The 17629-nt window shown below is 65.5% G+C and carries 14 protein-coding genes and 1 pseudogene; 13 read left to right on the forward strand and 2 right to left on the reverse strand.

Translation table 11 applies throughout. From position 1 onward, the window contains the following. Positions 1 to 15 precede the first annotated feature (15 nt). The 4 genes from OKW30_RS31640 to OKW30_RS31655 are packed head-to-tail and all read left to right on the forward strand — an operon-like array spanning position 16 to position 4303. Positions 16 to 363, forward strand: coding sequence for a sarcosine oxidase subunit delta (locus OKW30_RS31640; protein ID WP_184072978.1), 348 nt, complete (start codon positions 16 to 18; stop codon positions 361 to 363). Next, positions 360 to 3362 carry a sarcosine oxidase subunit alpha family protein gene (locus OKW30_RS31645; protein ID WP_429348555.1) on the forward strand — a complete coding sequence of 1001 codons (3003 nt, stop codon included), beginning with the start codon at positions 360 to 362 and terminating at the stop codon, positions 3360 to 3362. The genes OKW30_RS31640 and OKW30_RS31645 overlap by 4 nt, the downstream gene beginning before the upstream one ends. Then, positions 3352 to 4008 (forward strand): sarcosine oxidase subunit gamma, encoded by a 657-nt coding sequence (locus OKW30_RS31650; RefSeq protein ID WP_187616750.1) that lies wholly within the window; start codon positions 3352 to 3354, stop codon positions 4006 to 4008. Before OKW30_RS31645 ends, OKW30_RS31650 begins: the two co-directional genes overlap by 11 nt. 31 nt (positions 4009 to 4039) lie before the next feature. Beyond that, positions 4040 to 4303 carry a hypothetical protein gene (locus tag OKW30_RS31655; protein ID WP_018425089.1) on the forward strand — a complete coding sequence of 88 codons (264 nt, stop codon included), beginning with the start codon at positions 4040 to 4042 and terminating at the stop codon, positions 4301 to 4303. A gap of 12 nt (positions 4304 to 4315) precedes the next feature. On the opposite strand, the gene ampC is transcribed toward OKW30_RS31655, so the two are convergent. Further along, positions 4316 to 5497, reverse strand: coding sequence for a class C beta-lactamase (gene ampC, locus OKW30_RS31660; protein ID WP_429348556.1), 1182 nt, complete (start codon positions 5495 to 5497; stop codon positions 4316 to 4318). 189 nt (positions 5498 to 5686) lie between these two features. Between ampC and OKW30_RS31665 the strand changes: the two are divergent. Next, positions 5687 to 5836 (forward strand): annotated as a pseudogene (locus tag OKW30_RS31665) (alcohol dehydrogenase catalytic domain-containing protein); the annotation flags it as partial. Between the two features lie 151 nt (positions 5837 to 5987). Here the strand turns inward: OKW30_RS31665 and OKW30_RS31670 are convergent. After that, the gene (locus OKW30_RS31670) at positions 5988 to 6983 is read right to left on the reverse strand and encodes a GlxA family transcriptional regulator (RefSeq protein ID WP_184072988.1); all 996 of its coding nucleotides are present in this window, start codon (positions 6981 to 6983) and stop codon (positions 5988 to 5990) included. A 418-nt stretch (positions 6984 to 7401) separates the two neighbouring features. On the opposite strand from OKW30_RS31670, the gene OKW30_RS31675 reads away from it, so the two are divergent. From OKW30_RS31675 to OKW30_RS31710, 8 genes are all read left to right on the forward strand, one after another. Beyond that, positions 7402 to 8676, forward strand: coding sequence for a serine hydroxymethyltransferase (locus tag OKW30_RS31675; RefSeq protein ID WP_429348557.1), 1275 nt, complete (start codon positions 7402 to 7404; stop codon positions 8674 to 8676). An 18-nt stretch (positions 8677 to 8694) separates the two neighbouring features. Further along, a complete protein-coding gene (locus tag OKW30_RS31680) occupies positions 8695 to 9666 on the forward strand; it encodes a dipeptidase (RefSeq protein WP_429348558.1) in 972 nt (323 codons plus the stop codon). 45 nt (positions 9667 to 9711) lie between these two features. Beyond that, positions 9712 to 10251, forward strand: coding sequence for a DUF5943 domain-containing protein (locus tag OKW30_RS31685; protein ID WP_018425095.1), 540 nt, complete (start codon positions 9712 to 9714; stop codon positions 10249 to 10251). 25 nt (positions 10252 to 10276) lie between these two features. After that, positions 10277 to 12340 (forward strand): FAD-dependent oxidoreductase, encoded by a 2064-nt coding sequence (locus tag OKW30_RS31690; protein ID WP_429348559.1) that lies wholly within the window; start codon positions 10277 to 10279, stop codon positions 12338 to 12340. A 2-nt stretch (positions 12341 to 12342) separates the two neighbouring features. Next, a complete protein-coding gene (locus tag OKW30_RS31695; RefSeq protein WP_429348560.1) occupies positions 12343 to 14268 on the forward strand; it encodes a (Fe-S)-binding protein in 1926 nt (641 codons plus the stop codon). A gap of 7 nt (positions 14269 to 14275) precedes the next feature. After that, positions 14276 to 15463, forward strand: coding sequence for an electron transfer flavoprotein subunit alpha/FixB family protein (locus OKW30_RS31700; RefSeq protein ID WP_429349203.1), 1188 nt, complete (start codon positions 14276 to 14278; stop codon positions 15461 to 15463). Continuing rightward, positions 15460 to 16239, forward strand: a complete 780-nt coding sequence (locus tag OKW30_RS31705) for an electron transfer flavoprotein subunit beta/FixA family protein (protein ID WP_429348561.1) — start codon at positions 15460 to 15462, stop codon at positions 16237 to 16239. The genes OKW30_RS31700 and OKW30_RS31705 overlap by 4 nt, the downstream gene beginning before the upstream one ends. Before the next feature lie 73 nt (positions 16240 to 16312). Next, a complete protein-coding gene (locus tag OKW30_RS31710; RefSeq protein WP_429348562.1) occupies positions 16313 to 17599 on the forward strand; it encodes an aromatic ring-hydroxylating oxygenase subunit alpha in 1287 nt (428 codons plus the stop codon). The last annotated feature ends 30 nt before the right edge of the window (positions 17600 to 17629 follow it).

The following is a 17629-nucleotide window of genomic DNA, read 5'->3' on the forward strand; positions in this document are numbered from 1 at the left end:
GACAAGGAGACACAGATGCTGCTGATCGAATGCCCCTGGTGCGGTCCCCGCGCCGAAACCGAATTCTCGTGCGGCGGCGAAGCGGACATCGCCCGCCCGCTCGACACGGACAAGCTCACCGACAAGGAATGGGGCGACTACCTTTTCATGCGCAAGAACCCGCGCGGCGTGCATCGCGAGCAATGGTTCCACACGCAGGGCTGCCGCCGCTGGTTCAAGGCGCAGCGCGACACCGTCAGCTATGCGTTCCAGGGTTATCAGACGTTCGAGCGTCCGTTGCTGGCGCTGGACAGTACCGATACACAGGCAGCAAACGCACAGGTAAAGGCACAGGTAAAGGCACAAGAGGGCAAAGCATCATGAGCCAGAAAGACCGACTCCCGACCGGCGGGCGCATCAATCGCGCGATCGCGCTGAGCTTCACGTTCAACGGCGTCGAGTATCAGGGTTATCAAGGCGATACGCTCGCGTCCGCCTTGCTCGCGAACGGCATGCATTTCGTCGCACGCAGCTGGAAATATCACCGGCCGCGCGGCATCGTGACCGCGGGCGTCGAGGAGCCGAACGCGGTCGTGCAACTGGAGACCGGCGCCTACACGGTGCCGAACGCGCGCGCCACCGAAGTGGAGTTGTACCAGGGGCTCGTCGCGAGCAGCGTGAACGCGAAACCGAGCATCGAGAAGGACCGCATGGCGATCAACCAGAAGATCGCGCGCTTCATTCCGGCGGGCTTCTACTACAAGACCTTCATGTGGCCGCGCAAACTCTGGCCGAAGTACGAGGAAGCGATTCGCGACGCGGCCGGCCTCGGCACCGCGCCGCGACAGCGCGACGCGGACCGCTACGACAAGCGCTTCGCGCATTGCGACGTGCTGGTGGTCGGCGGCGGCCCGGCCGGGCTCGCGGCCGCGCACGCGGCGGCCTTGTCGGGCGCGCGCGTGACGCTCGTCGACGATCAGCCCGAGCTGGGCGGCTCGCTGCTGTCCTGCGGCGCGGAGATCGACGGCAAGCCCGCGCTGCTGTGGGTGCAGAAAATCGAGGAGGAATTGCGGCAGTTGCCCGATGTGAAGATCCTGAGCCGCAGCACCGCGTTCGGCTATCAGGACCACAATCTCGTCACGGTCACCCAGCGCCTGACCGATCATCTGCCCGTGTCGCAGCGCAAGGGCACGCGCGAACTGCTGTGGAAGATCCGCGCGAAACGCGTGATTCTCGCGACCGGCGCGCATGAACGGCCGATCGTGTTCGGCAACAACGATCTGCCTGGCGTGATGCTCGCGTCGGCGGTGTCGAGCTATCTGCATCGGTATGCGGTACTGCCGGGTCGCAATGCGATCGTGTTCACGAACAACGACGACGGCTATCAATGCGCGCTCGACCTGAAAGCGGCCGGCGCGCAGGTGAGCGTCATCGATCCGCGCGCGGGCGCATCGAAGGGCACGCTGCCGGCGCTCGCGTGCCGCCATGGCATCAAGGTGCTGAACGGCGCGGTTGTCACGGCGGCGCATGGCAAGCTGCGCGTCGCGTCGGTGTCGCTCGCCTCGTATGCGAAAGGGCAGATCACCGCTCAGCAGGGCCAACTGCCGTGCGATCTGCTCGCGATGTCGGGTGGCTGGAGCCCAGTGCTGCATCTGTTCGCGCAGTCGGGCGGCAAGGCCCATTGGCATGACGACAAGGCCTGCTTCGTGCCGGGCAAGGCGGTCCAGCCTGAGACCAGCGTCGGCGCCTGCGCGGGCGCCTTCACGCTCGGCCAGGGCATCCGCTTCGCGCTCGACGCCGGCGTCGAAGCGGCGCGCGCGGCCGGGCACATCGTCGCGCGGCCAAAGCCGGTGCAGGTCGCCGAACTGAGCGAAACGAAGCTGGAACCGCTGTGGCTCGTCGGCGGACGCGAGTTGGCCACGCGCGGGCCCAAGCAGTTCGTCGATTTCCAGAACGACGTCGCGGCGGCCGATATCTTCCTCGCGGCGCGCGAAGGCTTCGAATCCGTCGAACACGTGAAGCGCTACACCGCGATGGGCTTCGGCACCGACCAGGGCAAGCTCGGCAACATCAACGGCATGGCGATTCTCGCCCAGGCGCTCGGTAAGACCATTCCCGAGACCGGCACGACGACGTTCCGGCCGAACTACACGCCGGTCACGTTCGGCACTTTCGCCGGCCGGGAATTGGGCGAATTGCTCGATCCGGTGCGCAAGACGGCGGTGCACGAATGGCACGTGGAACACGGCGCGGCGTTCGAGGACGTCGGCAACTGGAAGCGTCCGTGGTATTACCCGAAGTCGGGCGAGGATCTGCACGCGGCGGTTGCGCGCGAAGCGCTCGCGGTGCGCACGAGCGTCGGCATCCTCGATGCGTCGACGCTCGGCAAGATCGATATTCAGGGCCCCGATTCCGCGAAACTGTTGAACTGGGTGTACACGAATCCGTGGACCAGGCTCGAAGTCGGCAAGTGCCGCTACGGCCTGATGCTCGACGAAAACGGCATGATCTTCGACGACGGCGTGACCGTGCGCCTCGCCGAGCAGCACTACATGATGACGACGACCACCGGCGGCGCGGCGCGTGTGCTCACGTGGCTCGAACGCTGGCTGCAAACCGAATGGACCGACCTGCGCGTGCGGCTCGCGTCGGTCACCGATCACTGGGCTACTTTTGCGGTAGTCGGCCCGCTGAGCCGCAAGGTGCTGCAAAAGGTCTGCGACGACATTGACTTCGCGAACGCGGCGTTTCCGTTCATGACGTATCGTGAAGGCACCGTCGCGGGCGCGGCGGCGCGCGTGATGCGCATCAGCTTCTCGGGCGAACTCGCGTATGAGGTGAACGTGCCGGCCAACGTCGGACGCGCGGTGTGGGAAGCGTTGATGGCCGCGGGCGCGGAGTTCGACATCACGCCGTACGGCACCGAGACGATGCACGTGCTGCGCGCGGAGAAGGGCTACATCATCGTCGGCCAGGATACGGACGGCTCGATGACGCCGCACGACCTCGGCATGGGCGGGCTCGTCGCGAACTCGAAGGACTTTCTCGGCAAGCGCTCGCTCGCCCGCTCGGACACCGCGAAGGCGGGACGCAAGCAACTGGTCGGGCTGCTCGCGGAGGATGCGTCGTTCGTGATACCCGAGGGCTCGCAGATCGTCGCCGGTCCGTTCCAGGGCGACACCGCGCCGATGCTCGGGCACGTCACGTCGAGCTATTACAGCCCGATTCTGCAACGCTCGATCGCGATGGCGGTCGTCAAAGGCGGTCTCGACAAGATCGGCACGACCGTCACGATTCCGCTCGCAAGCGGCAAACAGATCGCGGCGAAGATCGCGAGTCCGGTGTTCTACGACAGCGAAGGAGCACGTCAACATGTGGAATGAAACAGGCGGGACGGTGTCCATCGTGGACCGCACGCTCGGGCGGCAAAACGGCGCGTGGCAGGAGTCGCCGCTGGTCGGTGTGGATGGGCTGCTGAAACAGCATCAGGCCAACGCGACTGCCGCGTTCCGGCTCGGCGAGCGGCCATTTCTCGAACTCGTGAACGTGCGCGGCGATACGCGCGACGCGGCGTTCATTCGCGCGGTGGAACAGGTGATCGGCTGCAAGCCGCCGGAGAAGCCGAACACCGTCGCGCGCGGCAACGGCTACGACATGGTCTGGCTCGGCCCGGACGAATGGCTCGTGCGTTCGGAGACCGCGCACGATGCGACGCGCACGGCGCCGTTGCAGGCGAAGCTCGGCGCGGCGTTCGCGGGCGTGTTCGCATCGGCGGTCGATGTGGGCAGCGGCTATACGGTCCTTGAAATCACCGGCACGCGCACGCGCGACGTGCTCGCGCGCGGCTGTCCGCTCGATCTGCATCCCAAACTTTTCGGCCTGGGGCAGTGCGCGCAGAGCCACTATTTCAAGGCGTCGATCACGTTGCTGCCCACGGGCACCGACAGTTTCGACATCGTCGTGCGTCGCAGTTTCGCGGATTACTTCGTCAGGATCATGCTCGACGCCGCCGAGCCGTTGATGTGCTGAGCGTCGCGCAGTTCGCTTTGCTGATTTCGCCATGACGTCGGCACGCGCGGCCACCTCGCTTCTCACGGCACGCGCGTGCGATGAGCGCGATGCCGGCGCCGCGCTCGCGCTGCTCGATCAAAGTATCGCGCTGCGTCATCGGCGCATTGCGCTGATCCGCTATCTGCTCGCGCGGGAGCTCGGTGCGCCGCTCGAAGCGCGGCATCATGCGTACGTCGAGAAAATCGCGGCCCGTCTGAGCGCGGATGCGCTCGCGCGGATCGCCGGCGCAGCGCGTGCGCGGCTGCGCCCGTAAGTCCACGCCGTATCAGGGCTTGCCGCCATCCAGCGCCGTGAGGATCTGATGCGCGGCGCTCACGCGCGCTTCGTTCGGGAAATTGCGATTGGCGAGCAGCACGATACCGATGCGTTTTTGCGGCACGAACGCGACATACGCACCGAAGCCGTTGGTCGATCCGGTCTTGTTGATCCAGACGTTCTGCTGCGGCGGCAGCGGCGGTTTGATTGCGGTCGACGGCGTGCCGTTGAGGACCATCTCCGGCGAATTGCCGGCCAGCAAGGTCGGCAACGCGACCGGATACGGGTACTGCTCCCAGATCAGATCCTGAGTCAGCACCCCGGCCTGGAAGTAGCCGGTATGGGTATCCGTGATCGCACGCTGGAGCTGGCTGTCGAGCGGAATCAGATTCATGTTTGCCTGCACGAAACGCAGCATGTCGGCGGCGGTCGACTTGACGCCATAGGCTTCGGCGGAAATCACGCCGCCCGTCAGACGGATCGGCGCACCGTCTTTCGCATAGCCCTGCGCGTAGTCCGGCATTTTCGCCGCGGGCACGTCGATATAGGTGCTCTTCATGCCGAGCGCCGGAAACACGCGTTGCTGCATCAGCACGGTGAAATCCTGTCCCATGGTCTTCGCGGTGATCAGGCCGAGCGTGCCGATGCCGGGATTCGAGTAGGTGCGGAACGTGCCGGGCGCATGAGCGGGCTCCCAGTCGTGGAAGTACCGCAGCAATTGCGCGTCGTTATGGATGTCGTCCGGCACCTGTAGCGGCAGACCGCCAGGTGTGTGCGTGCCGAGGTTCAGCAGGCTGACTTTGCCGAACGGGCGGCCGCGCAGCGTCGGCAGATAGCGTTCCGTGCCGTCCGACAACGACAGCTTGCCGTCGAGCTGCGCATACGACGCGAGCGTCGCCGTGAAGGTCTTGCTGACCGAGCCGAGTTCGAACAGCGTATCGCGTGTGACCGGCTTGCCGGTTTGCGTCGATGCGACGCCATAGTTGTAGACGTAGGGCTTGCCGTCGTCGATCACGCCGACCGCCATGCCGGCGATATGGTACTTCGCCATCAGCGGCCTGATCGCGGCATCGATGGTCGGTTGGAGTTGCGCGGCGGTGGGCTCGGCCGCGTGGCCGACGGGTGAGATCGCGCAGAGCGTGAACAGCGCGAACGTGGCGGTTGTTATCAGTTTGAGCGCTCGGGTCTTCATGGCAAACGGGTCCTCGGTCGGGGGAGTGTGAGTCGGTGGATCGGCAATTCGGCTGAGGCAGCACTATCGGGCTTTTGCGAACCGCTGGCAAACGAGGATATGTTGCGCGGGGGTAAAGAAAAAGTTGTAGGCCGCTACGCTGGTGAAACGGCGCGCCGCGCAGCGTGTGCGGCGTGCCGCTCACGAACCAGCACGAATATCTGCGGCTCCGATCAGCATAGGGTGCGTGGCCGCACGACTGCCGAGGTCGGCCTGGTACTCGGGCACGAGATTACCGGCGAAGTGATCGAGGTAGGGCGCGACGTCGAGACGCTGCAGGTCGGAGATCCGGTGTCGCTCGACGATGCGCCCGAGGGCTACCGGCAATTCGACGGCGGCGCGCCGAAGAAGTTTGTGATCGACCCGCACGGGTTGTTGAAGGCGGCTTGAGTTTGGTTGGTCGCTAAAGCGCCGCGTGGCCTGCCGGGCACGCGGCGCTTCTGTTCATTGATCAAGCCGCCATCACTGGCGCACCGGATAGCGAAGGCACCTGCTTGCGACGCTCGCGCGTCGGCGCGGTGCCGAACGCATCGCGATAGCTCTTCGAGAAGTGGCAGGCCGACTGGAAGCCGCAGGCCATCGTGATGTGCATGATCGACATGTCGGTCTGCAACAGCAGCTCGCGCGCGCGCCGCAGGCGCAGTGTCAGATAGTAGTGCGTCGGCGTCATGCCCAGATGTTCGCGGAACAGCCGTTGCAACTGCCGTTGCGACATGCCGGCGAGCCGCGCCAGTTCTTCGCGCGACAGCGGCTCCTCGATGTTGTTCTCCATCAGCGAGATCACTTCGAACAGCGATTTGTTGGCCGAGCCGAGCCGCGCGACGAGCGGCATCTTCTGCTGCGCGCTGGTGTCGCGCACGTGTTCGACGATGAACTGCTCGGCGATCTGCGTGACCCGAGCGGTGCCAACACGCGGCGCGATCAGGTTCAGCATCATGTCGAGCGGCGCGACGCCGCCGGTGCAGGTCACGCGATCGCGATCGATCACGAACAGTTCTTTCAGAAAGCGCGTATCGGGAAACTCTTCCTTCAGCGCCGACATGTTTTCCCAATGGATCGCGCACGCATAACCGGCCAGCAGGCCGGCGCGCGCGAGCGCATAGGTGCCCGTGCAAAGACTGCCCAGCACGCAGCCCATGCGCGCGAAACGGCGCAGCGCGGACAGATGCTCGGCGGTGGTGGAGCGCTGCACGTCGATGCCGCCAACCACGAACACGATGTCGGGTTGCCCGACGCATTCGACCGGACCCGTATCGACGGATAGCCCGTTGCTCGCCATGACCGGCCCGCCGGCGGGACTCACGATCGACCAGCGGTAAAGCGTCTGGCCCGTCAGATAGTTCGCCATGCGTAGCACTTCGATCGCGTTCGAGAAGGCGATCATCGTGAAGTTGGGTACCGGCATGAATGCGAAATGCGACAACGATGCCGTGCGATCGGTGGACATGGGAACGGTGATTCCTGATGTAAATGCCGCGTCGTCGTGGGGAGGGCGACTATCTGAATTCTGAGTATCAGGGCAACTACCGTGCCATCAGGCTAAACCCCTGGATACTGCGCACAAAGCCTGGAATGGCTAAGCAATCGACTGATGAAACCATCGGCGCGGCACCGGAACAGCGCGGCGACGCCCTTGCAGCGCACCCGATCGGCGCAGGAATACTGCGTTGTAGTGCAGCGCTGAGCGCACGGATCGCGCCGACTTGTCGAAAGAGGTCGCGCATGGCGGAAAAGGCAAAGAACGCGTCTGAATTCGTAAATAGACGCGCCGGGTGACCGTCAAGAATAGACCCAAGGCAAAGCGGTAGCGCGATCCCGCCGGCAACCCGCAGCAGCCTCCCCGTCAACGTTCTCACGGACCTTCCATGTCGAACCCGAATCCCTTCTTCGAAGACTCGCTAGCGCCGCGCGATCCGGCGGTGCGCGGCGCCATTCTGAAAGAGCTCGAGCGTCAGCAGTCGCAAGTCGAGCTGATCGCGTCGGAAAACATCGTGTCGCGCGCGGTGCTCGACGCGCAGGGCTCGGTGCTGACCAACAAGTACGCGGAAGGGTATCCGGGCAAGCGTTACTACGGCGGTTGCGAATACGTCGACGCGATCGAGACGCTCGCGCTCGATCGTATCAAGCAGCTGTTCGACGCGAAGTTCGCCAACGTGCAGCCGCATTCCGGCGCGCAGGCGAACGGCGCGGTGATGCTCGCGCTCACCAGGCCGGGCGATACGGTGCTCGGCATGTCGCTCGACGCGGGCGGGCATCTGACGCACGGCGCGAAACCCGCGATGTCGGGCAAGTGGTTCAACGCGGTGCAGTACGGCGTGCGGCGCGACACGATGCTGATCGACTACGAGCAGATCGAGGAACTGGCGCAACAGCACAAGCCGACGCTGCTGATCGCCGGCTTCTCCGCCTATCCGCGCGCGCTCGACTTCGGGCGGCTGCGCGCGATCGCCGATGGCGCCGGTGCGAAGCTGATGGTGGACACGGCGCATATCGCCGGCGTGATCGCGGCCGGCCGCCATGACAATCCGGTCCCGCATGCGCACGTGGTCACGTCGACCACCCACAAGACCTTGCGCGGTCCGCGCGGCGGATTCGTGCTGACCAACGACGAGGAGATCGCAAAGAAGATCAACTCTGCCGTGTTCCCCGGCTTGCAGGGCGGCCCGCTGATGCACGTGATCGCCGGCAAGGCGGTCGCATTCGGCGAGGCGCTGCAGCCGGGCTTCAAAACCTATATCGACAGCGTGCTCGCGAACGCGCGGGCATTGGGCGAGGTGCTCACATCGGGCGGCGTCGATCTGGTGACGGGCGGCACCGACAACCATCTGCTGCTGGTCGATCTGCGGCCGAAGGGGCTCAAGGGCAATCAGGTCGAACAGGCGCTGGAGCGCGCGGGCATCACCTGCAACAAGAACGGCATTCCGTTCGATACGGAGAAGCCGACCATCACCTCCGGCATCCGCCTCGGCACACCGGCGGCGACGACACGCGGCTTCGGCGTCAGCGAGTTTCGCGAGGTCGGGCGTCTGATCGTCGCGGTGCTCGATGCGCTGCGCGTGTCGCCCGAAGGCGATGCCGCGACCGAACAACGCGTGCGCCGCGAGATTTTCGCGCTGTGCGAGCGCTTTCCCATTTACTGAGTACGCGTGGAGCAAACGATGAGTCAACTGCACGAGAACAGCATCATCATCGACGGGCTGAACATTTCGAAGTTCGAGCGCTCGGTGTTCGAGGACATGCGCAAGGGCGGCGTGACCGCGGTGAACTGCACGGTGTCGGTCTGGGAGAGTTTTCAGAAGACCGTCGACAACATCGCCGAAATGAAGCAGCAAATCCGCCAATACAGCGAGATCCTCACGCTGGTGCGCACCACCGACGACATCTTCCGCGCCAAGCAAGAGAACAGGACCGGCATCATCTTCGGCTTCCAGAACGCGCATGCGTTCGAGGACAACCTCGGCTATATCGAAGCGTTCAAGGATCTCGGCGTCAACGTGGTGCAGCTTTGCTACAACACGCAGAACCTGGTCGGCACCGGCTGCTACGAACGCGACGGCGGTCTGTCCGGCTACGGGCGCGAAGTGATTCAGGAGATGAACCGCGTCGGCATCATGGTCGATCTGTCGCATGTGGGCGGCAAGACGTCGTCGGAGGCGATCGCGGCGTCGAAGAAGCCGGTCTGCTATTCGCATTGCTGCCCGTCCGGGCCCAAGGAGCATCCGCGCAACAAGACCGACGAGCAGTTGAAGGAGATCGCGGACGCGGGCGGCTTCGTCGGCGTGACGATGTTCGCGCCGTTCCTGAAGCGCGGACCGGACGCGACCGTCGAGGACTATATCGAGGCGATCGAGTACGTGGTGAACCTGATCGGCGAAGACCAGGTGGGGATCGGCACGGATTTCACGCAGGGCTACAGCACCGAGTTTTTCGACTGGATCACGCACGACAAGGGCCGTTATCGCCAGTTGACGAACTTCGGCAAGGTCGTGAATCCCGAAGGCATTCGCACGATCGGCGAGTTTCCGAACCTGACCGCCGCGATGGAACGCGCCGGCTGGAGCGAGACGCGCATCCGCAAGATCATGGGCGAAAACTGGCTACGGGTGTTCGGCGAAGTCTGGAAGGTGTGAGCTTTAGCCCTTGTTTTCATAGCGGATACGAAACGGAGTCTCCACATGCAACCCCAACTGCCTATCGACGTCGATCCGGACACCGGCGTCTGGACCACCGACGCGCTGCCGATGCTGTACGTGCCGCGCCACTTCTTCACCAACAACCACGTCGCCGTCGAGGAAGCGCTCGGCCGCGACACGTACGCCGGGATTCTCTACAAGGCCGGTCACAAGTCCGCCTATTTCTGGTGCGAGAAGGAAGCGAAGCAACATGGTCTTGCCGGCATGGCGGTATTCGAGCATTACCTGAACCGTCTGTCGCAGCGCGGCTGGGGCATCTTCAGGATCATCGAAGCCGATCCGGCCAGCTCGCATGCGCGGATCGAATTGCGGCACTCGTCGTTCGTGCTCGCGCAACCGGGCAAGACCGGCAAGCTTTGCTACATGTTCGCCGGCTGGTTCGCGGGCGCGATGGACTGGGTCAACGATACCGCGCCCGACGGCGCGCGCAAGGGCCCGCCGTCGCAGTCGAAAGAAGCACGCTGCGCGGCGGAGGGACACGAGCACTGCGTGTTCGAAGTCTCGCCGCTCGCGTCAATCTAATCCGGGCATTCCGAGGTCGATCGCGATGCGCTACCCGAACCTTTTCAAGCCGCTCACGTTGAACAAGCTGACGCTGCGCAATCGCATCGTCAGTACCGCGCACGCGGAGGTCTATGCGGAGCCGGGTGGCCTGCCCGGCGACCGTTATATCCGCTACTACGAGGAAAAGGCGAAGGGCGGAGTCGCACTCGCCGTGTGCGGCGGTTCGAGCCCGGTGTCGATCGACAGCCCGCAAGGCTGGTGGAAGTCGGTGAATCTCGCCACCGACCGGATCGTCGATCCGCTCGCGCGGCTGGCGGAAGCGATGCACGCGCATGGCGCGAAAATCATGATTCAGGCCACCCACATGGGACGCCGCTCGGCGTTTCACGGCGAGCACTGGCCGCATCTGATGTCGCCGTCGGGAGTGCGCGAGCCGGTGCATCGCGGCAACGCGAAGATCATCGAGGTCGAAGAGATCCGCCGCATCATCGGCGACTTCGCGGCGGCCGCGAAGCGCGTGAAGGATGCGGGCATGGACGGCATCGAGATCTCGGCGGCGCACCAGCATCTGATCGATCAGTTCTGGAGCCCGCGCACCAACTTCCGTACCGACGAATGGGGCGGCTCGCTCGAAAACCGCCTGCGTTTCGGCGTCGAAGTGTTGCAGGCGGTGCGCGCGGCGGTGGGCGCCGACTTCTGCGTCGGCCTGCGCATGTGCGGCGACGAATTCCATGAAGACGGGCTCGATCACGAGCAGCTGAAGGAAATCGCCCAGGCGATGAGCGAAAGCGGTCTGATCGACTATCTCGGCGTGATCGGTTCCGGCGCGGACACCCACAATACGCTCGCCAACTGCATGCCGCCGATGGCGCTGCCGCCCGAGCCGTTCGTGCATCTCGCGGCCGGCATCAAGCAGGTCGTCAAGGTGCCGGTGATGCACGCGCAAAGTATTCGCGACGCGGGCCAGGCCGAGCGGCTGCTCGCGAGCGGCATGGTCGATCTGGTCGGCATGACGCGCGCGCAGATCGCCGATCCGCATATGGTCATCAAGATCCGCGATGGCCGCGAGGACGAAATCAAGCAGTGCGTCGGCGCGAACTACTGCATCGACCGTCAGTACAACGGGCTCGACGTGCTGTGCGTGCAGAACGCGGCGACCTCGCGCGAAGCGACGATGCCGCACGTGATCGCCAGGTCGCGCGGGCCGAAGCGCAAGGTCGTGGTGGTCGGCGCGGGGCCGGCGGGGCTCGAAGCGGCGCGCGTCGCGAAGTCGCGCGGCCACGACGTGGTGCTGTTCGAAAAGAACGATCACGTGGGCGGCCAGATCATGCTGGCGGCGAAAGCGCCGCAGCGCGAGCAGATGGCGGGCATCGTGCGCTGGTTCGACATGGAGACGAAGCGCCTCGGCGTGGAGCGCCGCCTCGGTGTCGCCGCCGACGAGCGGACCATCATGGCCGAGAAGCCCGACATCGTCGTGCTCGCCACCGGCGGTTCGGCGTTCACGTGGCAGGTCGCGGCGTGGGGCGTCGACGCGGGGCTCGCGGTCAGTTCGTGGGACGTGCTGGCCGGCAAGGTCGAGCCGGGCAGAAACGTGCTCGTGTACGACGGCGTCAGCACGCATGCGGGTGCGGGCGTCGCCGATTTCATCGCGAGCCGCGGCGCCAACGTGGAGATCGTCACGCCCGACGTGAAGGTCGCCGACGACGTCGGCGGCACCACGTTCCCGATCTTCTATCGCCGTCTGTACGCGCAAGGCGTGATCCATACGCCCAATTACTGGCTCGACAGGGTGTACGAGGAGGACGGCAAGAAGATCGCCGTGATCCGCAACGAGTACACCGAGGAGCAGGAGGAGCGCGCGGTCGATCAGGTGGTGATCGAAAACGGCAGTGCGCCGAACGACCGGCTTTACTGGAAGCTGAAGCCTGAATCGGTCAATCTCGGCCAGGTCGACGTGCACAAGCTGTTCGCGTCCGAACCGCAACCGTGTCTCGACGAGCAGCTCGGCGACGGCCGCTTCCTGCTGTTCCGGGTCGGCGACTGCATCTCGATGCACAACATTCACGGCGCGATCTACGACGCGCTGCGCCTTTGCAAGGATTTCTGACGATGAGCCCCGTGTTTGTCATCACCGTCCTGCTGTGGGTGTCGGTGGCCGGTCTCGCGTTCGCGCTGGCGCGCCGCGCCGCCTACTGGCGCGAGGGCCGTGCGACCGTCGCGGGCGCCTATGGCTGTGCCAATCTGCTCGCGATCCCGAAGCGTTACTTCGTCGACCTGCATCACGTGGTCGCGCGCGATCCGTATATCGCCCGCACGCACGTCGCCACGGCGGGCGGAGCGATCCTCGCGATGGCGCTCGTGTTCGTCAACTACGGTCTCGCGATCTACTCGCCGTGGCTGGACAAACTGATCTTTCTCGCCGCGCTGGCGATGCTGATCGGCACGGTGTTCGTGTGGCGCCGCCGGCATGGCGCGAAGACGGTGCCGGCGCGACTCTCGCGCGGGCCGTGGGATCAGTTGCCGTTGCTACTGGGCGCGTTCGCGCTCGGTCTCGCGCTGTTCATCGCGCTTCCGGCGACGATGATGTCCGGCGCGCTCGCGGTGATCGTCGCGCTGTTGATCGCGGCGGGCGCATTCACGATGACGCTCGGCGCGGCGCGTGGCGGCCCGATGAAACATGCGTTGGCCGGACTGCTGCATCTCGCGTTTCATCCGCGTCAGGAGCGCTTTGGCGATTCCACCGCAGCGCGTCACGCTCGCGATGCCGTGCCGCCCACCGCGCTTAAAACCCCGCTGCTCGACGCGAAGGAATATGGCGTCGGCAAGCCGCTCGAATTCCGCTGGAACCAGTTGCTCAGCTTCGACGCCTGCGTGCAATGCGGCAAATGCGAAGCGGCGTGTCCCGCGTTCGCGGCCGGTCAGCCGCTCAATCCGAAGAAGCTGATTCAGGATCTGGTAACCGGCATGGTCGGCGGCACCGACGCGCAGTACGCGGGCAGCCCGACGCCCGGCATTCCGGTCGGCAAGCACGCGGGCGCGCCCGCCAAGCCGCTGATCTCGACGCTGATCGAAGCGGACACGCTTTGGTCCTGCACGACCTGCCGCGCCTGCGTGCAGGAGTGCCCGATGCTGATCGAGCACGTGGACGCGATCGTGGACATGCGCCGCAATCAGACGCTCGTCGAAGGCAGCGTGCCGGGCAAGGGGCCGGCGACGCTCGCGAATCTGCGCGAAACCGGCAGCCTCAACGGCTACGACATCGGCGCGCGCTACGACTGGGCCGTCGATCTGCAGGTGCAGGTCGCGCAGCCGGGCCGTCAGGTGGACGTGCTGCTGATCGCCGGCGAAAGCGCGTTCGACATGCGCTATCAGCGCACGCTGCGCGCGCTCGTCAAGGTGCTGAACCGCGCGGGCGTCGATTACGCGGTGCTGGGCGGTGTCGAGACCGATACCGGCGACACCGCGCGGCGGCTCGGCGACGAAGCGACGTTCCAGCAACTGGCCCGTACGCTGATCGGGACGCTCGCGCAGTACTCGTTCGCGCGCATCGTTACCGCCGATCCGCACGTGCTGCATAGCCTGCGCAACGAGTATCGCGCGCTCGGCGGGTTCTATCAGGTCCAGCATCACACGGCGCTGATCGACGAACTGATCGCGAGCCGCAAGCTGTCGCCGCGCGCGGCCGCCGCCGTCGCGGCGCGCAACATCACGTATCACGACCCGTGCTATCTGGGCCGCTACAACGGCGAGACGGAAGCGCCGCGCCGGGTGCTGAAGAGCATCGGCATCAAGGTGGTCGAGATGGAGCGTCACGGCCTGCGTGGACGCTGCTGCGGTGGCGGTGGCGGCGCACCGTTGACCGATATCCCGGGCAAACGGCGGATTCCCGACATCCGTATCGACGACGCGCGCGCGAGCGGCGCGGAGATCGTCGCGGTCGGCTGTCCGAATTGCACGGCGATGCTCGAAGGGGTGGTGGGGCCGCGACCGGAAGTGCTGGACGTGGCCGAACTGGTCGCCGCGGCGCTGGAGTAACGCGATGATGAACACGCTCAAACGAATCGATCCGCGCCGGCCGTTCGCGGTGACGGCACAGGGACTCAGGCGCATCACGCTCGGCGTCATTGGCATCGCGGACGCCGGCGGCAGTGCGTCGCTGGCTGATGCGCGTCACGCCGCGCATCGCGAACAGCCGAAGCCGCGCCGCACGACGGCCGCGCCGCGCCATGTGCTGCTGGTCGCGGCGCACGCGGACCGCGGCGCGCTCGATGAACATGCGCGCCAGACGCTCGCGGCCGCCGCGCTGATCGCGGACACGCACAGCGAAGTCGTGCTGCTGGTGTTCGGCGAATTCACCGGCGATGCCGCCGCGCTCGGCGCCGACAAGCTGATCGAATTGCCGATGTTCAATCGCCACACGTACGCGCCGGACGACGAACTGAATGCGCTGGCGGCCTGCGTCGCGGCCTATGCGCCAGCCCATGTCTTGCTGCCCGACAACGCGACCGGCGACGGCGACCTCGGCCGCCGCTATGCGGCGGTGGTCGATGCAAGCGTCGCGACGCACGTCGTCGAGATCGCTGCCGGGCACGTGTGCACCTATATTCGCGCGAATACGGCGCTCGCCAGCCGCGCGCTGCCCGAGGTCGTGCTGCTCGAGCCGAATGCGGTCGATCCGAAGCTGCCGTTCGTCGGCGCGGGCGAGCGGGTCGCGTGGCGCTTCGACCGCGAAGCGGACAGCACGGTCGCGCAACGAGCGATACACGATCTCGGCATCGACGAAATCGACGCGGCGCAGGTCGCGCTGGAAGAGGCGGATTTCATCGTGTCGGCGGGCAACGGCGTCAGCGACGTGCCCGCGTTCGAGCGACTCGCGACGACCCTCGGCGCGGCGATCGGTGCCAGCCGGGTTGCCGTCGACGACGGCAAGTTCACGCGCGACAAGCAGATCGGCGCGACCGGCAAGACCGTCGAGGCGAGCGTGTATATCGCGTTCGGCATCTCGGGGGCGGTGCAGCATCTGCAAGGCATCAAGGATTGCCGCCATGTGATCGCGGTGAATCTCGACGCGAGCGCGCCGATCGCGAAGCGCGCGAATCTGACCGTGATCGCCGACGCGCAGGAAACCATCGCGGCGCTCAACGAGGCGGCGGCCGCGGCGCGCGGTGCCCGCGCCACGTCGGCCGCGCTGCTGCGGCCGGGCAAGCTTGCCGAAGGAGTGCTCGCATGAAGATCGCCGTGCTGGTTTCAGTCGGACGTCACCCGGTCAGCGGCGTCGCGCGCTACAGCCGCAACGATGCGGCGGCGTTGACGCTGGCGCTGTTGCTCGTCAGAACGCATGGCGCGACGCTCGACGTGCTGCACGCGGGCGATCCGTCGAACGCCGCGTTGAACGAGTATCTGGCGCTCGGCGCGCGTTCGATCGAAGTGCTCGAGATGCCGCCCGACGCCGATCCTGCGCCGCAACTCGCCGGGCGTTTGCGTGGCTACGAGCTGGTGCTGACCGGCACGCGCGCCGAAGGCGGTTTCGATAGCGGCATGCTGCCGTATCGCGTCGCGCATGCGCTGGCGGTGCCGCTCGTCGGCACCGCCGTCGATGTGGCGCTGCGCGACGGTCGGGCGCAGGTCCGGCAGTTCATGCCGAAGGGCCTACGACGGCGCGTCGAAGTGCGGCTGCCGGCATTGGTTGCCGTGCATCCGCTCGCGAACGTCGCGACCTCGTACGCGTATGCACGAATGCGCGAAGGCACGATCGAGCGCGCCGTCGCGCCGGTCGCCGACGCGCGGCACGGCACCACTCGCGAACAGTCCGCATGGACGATCGGCCCCGCCACAGCGAAACCGGTGCGCCTCGCCGCCGCCGAAAAGCGCTCGGGCCACGCGCGCATGCTGTCAGCGACGACAACCGAGAGCCGCGGCGGCAGCGTCGTAATTGAAGGGAGTTCCGTCGAAAAAGCACAAGTGATACTCGCGTATTTGCGCGAGCATCAACTGGTGGATTACTGAATTCCGGCTCGGGCCAGCATGCGACCAGGAGGGCCTGGCGCGGCGCCAGACGTGACACGCAACGGAGCACACAATGAAAGTTTCCGCAGACGTTCGCGCAATGATCGAACGCCGCAAGCAGAACTACACGCTGGAAGCGCCGTTCTATACCAGCGAGCCCATCTTCGCGCTCGACATCGACGCGATTTTCCGCCAGCACTGGATTCAGGTCGCGGTCGAGCCCGACGTGCCCGAACCGGGCGACTATGTGACGGTCGAGATCGGCGACGATTCGATCCTGATCGTGCGCGACGACGACATGCGGGTGCGTGCGTTTCATAACGTATGCCGCCACCGCGGCGCGCGTCTGTGCAATACCGGCAAGGGCTCGCTCGGCAATATCGTCTGCCCGTATCACAGCTGGACGTATAGCCTCAATGGCGACCTGATGTTCGCCGAGCACATGGGCGAGCAGTTCGAGCGCTGCAAACATAGTCTGAAAGCGGTGCATGTCGAAAATCTCGCCGGACTGATTTTCATCTGCCTCGCCGAGCAGCCGCCCGCCGATTTCGCCGTGATGCGCGCCGCGATGGAACCGTATCTGTTGCCGCACGATCTGGCCGGCTGCAAGATCGCCGCGTCGATCGACATCATCGAGGAGGGCAACTGGAAGCTGACGATGGAAAACAATCGCGAGTGCTATCACTGCGTGGCGAACCATCCGGAGCTGACCATCTCGCTGTACGAATACGGTTTCGGTTATCAGCGCACGCCGGCGAACGAGGAGGGCATGGCCGCGTTCGAGACGACGGTCGCGCGCCGCACCGCGCAGTGGGAGGCGATGCAGTTGCCGTCGGCGGAAATCGAGCGGCTTGCCGACCTGGTCACCGGGTTTCGTACGCAACGTCTGCCGCTCGATCGCGACGGCGAATCGCAGACGCTCGACGCGAAGGTCGCCTCGAAGAAGCTGCTCGGCGGTTTCAGGCATGCGGATCTCGGCGGCCTGTCGTTCTGGACCCAGCCGAACTCGTGGCATCACTTCATGAGCGACCACATCGTCAGTTTCTCGGCGATTCCGCTGTCGGCCGGCAAGACGCTGGTGCGCACCAAATGGCTCGTGCACAAGGACGCGCGCGAAGGCATCGATTACGACCTCGACAATCTGACCGCCGTATGGCGCGCGACCAACGACCAGGATCGCGCGCTCGTCGAATATTCGCAGCGCGGCGCGACGAGCAGCGCGTATGAGCCGGGTCCTTATTCGCCGTTCACCGAAGGACTCGTCGAAAAGTTCTGCGAGTGGTATATCGGCCGTCTCGCGGATTACGACGGGAACTCACGGGCGGTGCACGACGAGAAAGTCGTGTCGTTCGTGCGCTGAGCGCAAGACCGCAATGAGACGCGGGGGGAC

It is taken from the genome of Paraburkholderia sp. Clong3, from assembly GCF_050436485.1.
Classification (GTDB): domain Bacteria; phylum Pseudomonadota; class Gammaproteobacteria; order Burkholderiales; family Burkholderiaceae; genus Paraburkholderia; species Paraburkholderia tuberum.

Bases quoted from the DNA above. Each gene is read 5' to 3' on its own strand.
- OKW30_RS31695 (WP_429348560.1), top strand. From the start codon at position 12,343: ATGAGCCCCGTGTTTGTCATCACCGTCCTGCTGTGGGTGTCGGTGGCC.
- OKW30_RS31675 (WP_429348557.1), top strand. From the start codon at position 7,402: ATGTCGAACCCGAATCCCTTCTTCGAAGACTCGCTAGCGCCGCGCGAT.
- OKW30_RS31705 (WP_429348561.1), top strand. From the start codon at position 15,460: ATGAAGATCGCCGTGCTGGTTTCAGTCGGACGTCACCCGGTCAGCGGC.
- OKW30_RS31670 (WP_184072988.1), bottom strand. From the start codon at position 6,983: ATGTCCACCGATCGCACGGCATCGTTGTCGCATTTCGCATTCATGCCG.
- OKW30_RS31685 (WP_018425095.1), top strand. From the start codon at position 9,712: ATGCAACCCCAACTGCCTATCGACGTCGATCCGGACACCGGCGTCTGG.
- OKW30_RS31650 (WP_187616750.1), top strand. From the start codon at position 3,352: ATGTGGAATGAAACAGGCGGGACGGTGTCCATCGTGGACCGCACGCTC.
- OKW30_RS31645 (WP_429348555.1), top strand. From the start codon at position 360: ATGAGCCAGAAAGACCGACTCCCGACCGGCGGGCGCATCAATCGCGCG.
- OKW30_RS31640 (WP_184072978.1), top strand. From the start codon at position 16: ATGCTGCTGATCGAATGCCCCTGGTGCGGTCCCCGCGCCGAAACCGAA.
- OKW30_RS31700 (WP_429349203.1), top strand. From the start codon at position 14,276: ATGAACACGCTCAAACGAATCGATCCGCGCCGGCCGTTCGCGGTGACG.
- OKW30_RS31710 (WP_429348562.1), top strand. From the start codon at position 16,313: ATGAAAGTTTCCGCAGACGTTCGCGCAATGATCGAACGCCGCAAGCAG.
- OKW30_RS31690 (WP_429348559.1), top strand. From the start codon at position 10,277: ATGCGCTACCCGAACCTTTTCAAGCCGCTCACGTTGAACAAGCTGACG.
- OKW30_RS31680 (WP_429348558.1), top strand. From the start codon at position 8,695: ATGAGTCAACTGCACGAGAACAGCATCATCATCGACGGGCTGAACATT.
- OKW30_RS31655 (WP_018425089.1), top strand. From the start codon at position 4,040: ATGACGTCGGCACGCGCGGCCACCTCGCTTCTCACGGCACGCGCGTGC.
- ampC (WP_429348556.1), bottom strand. From the start codon at position 5,497: ATGAAGACCCGAGCGCTCAAACTGATAACAACCGCCACGTTCGCGCTG.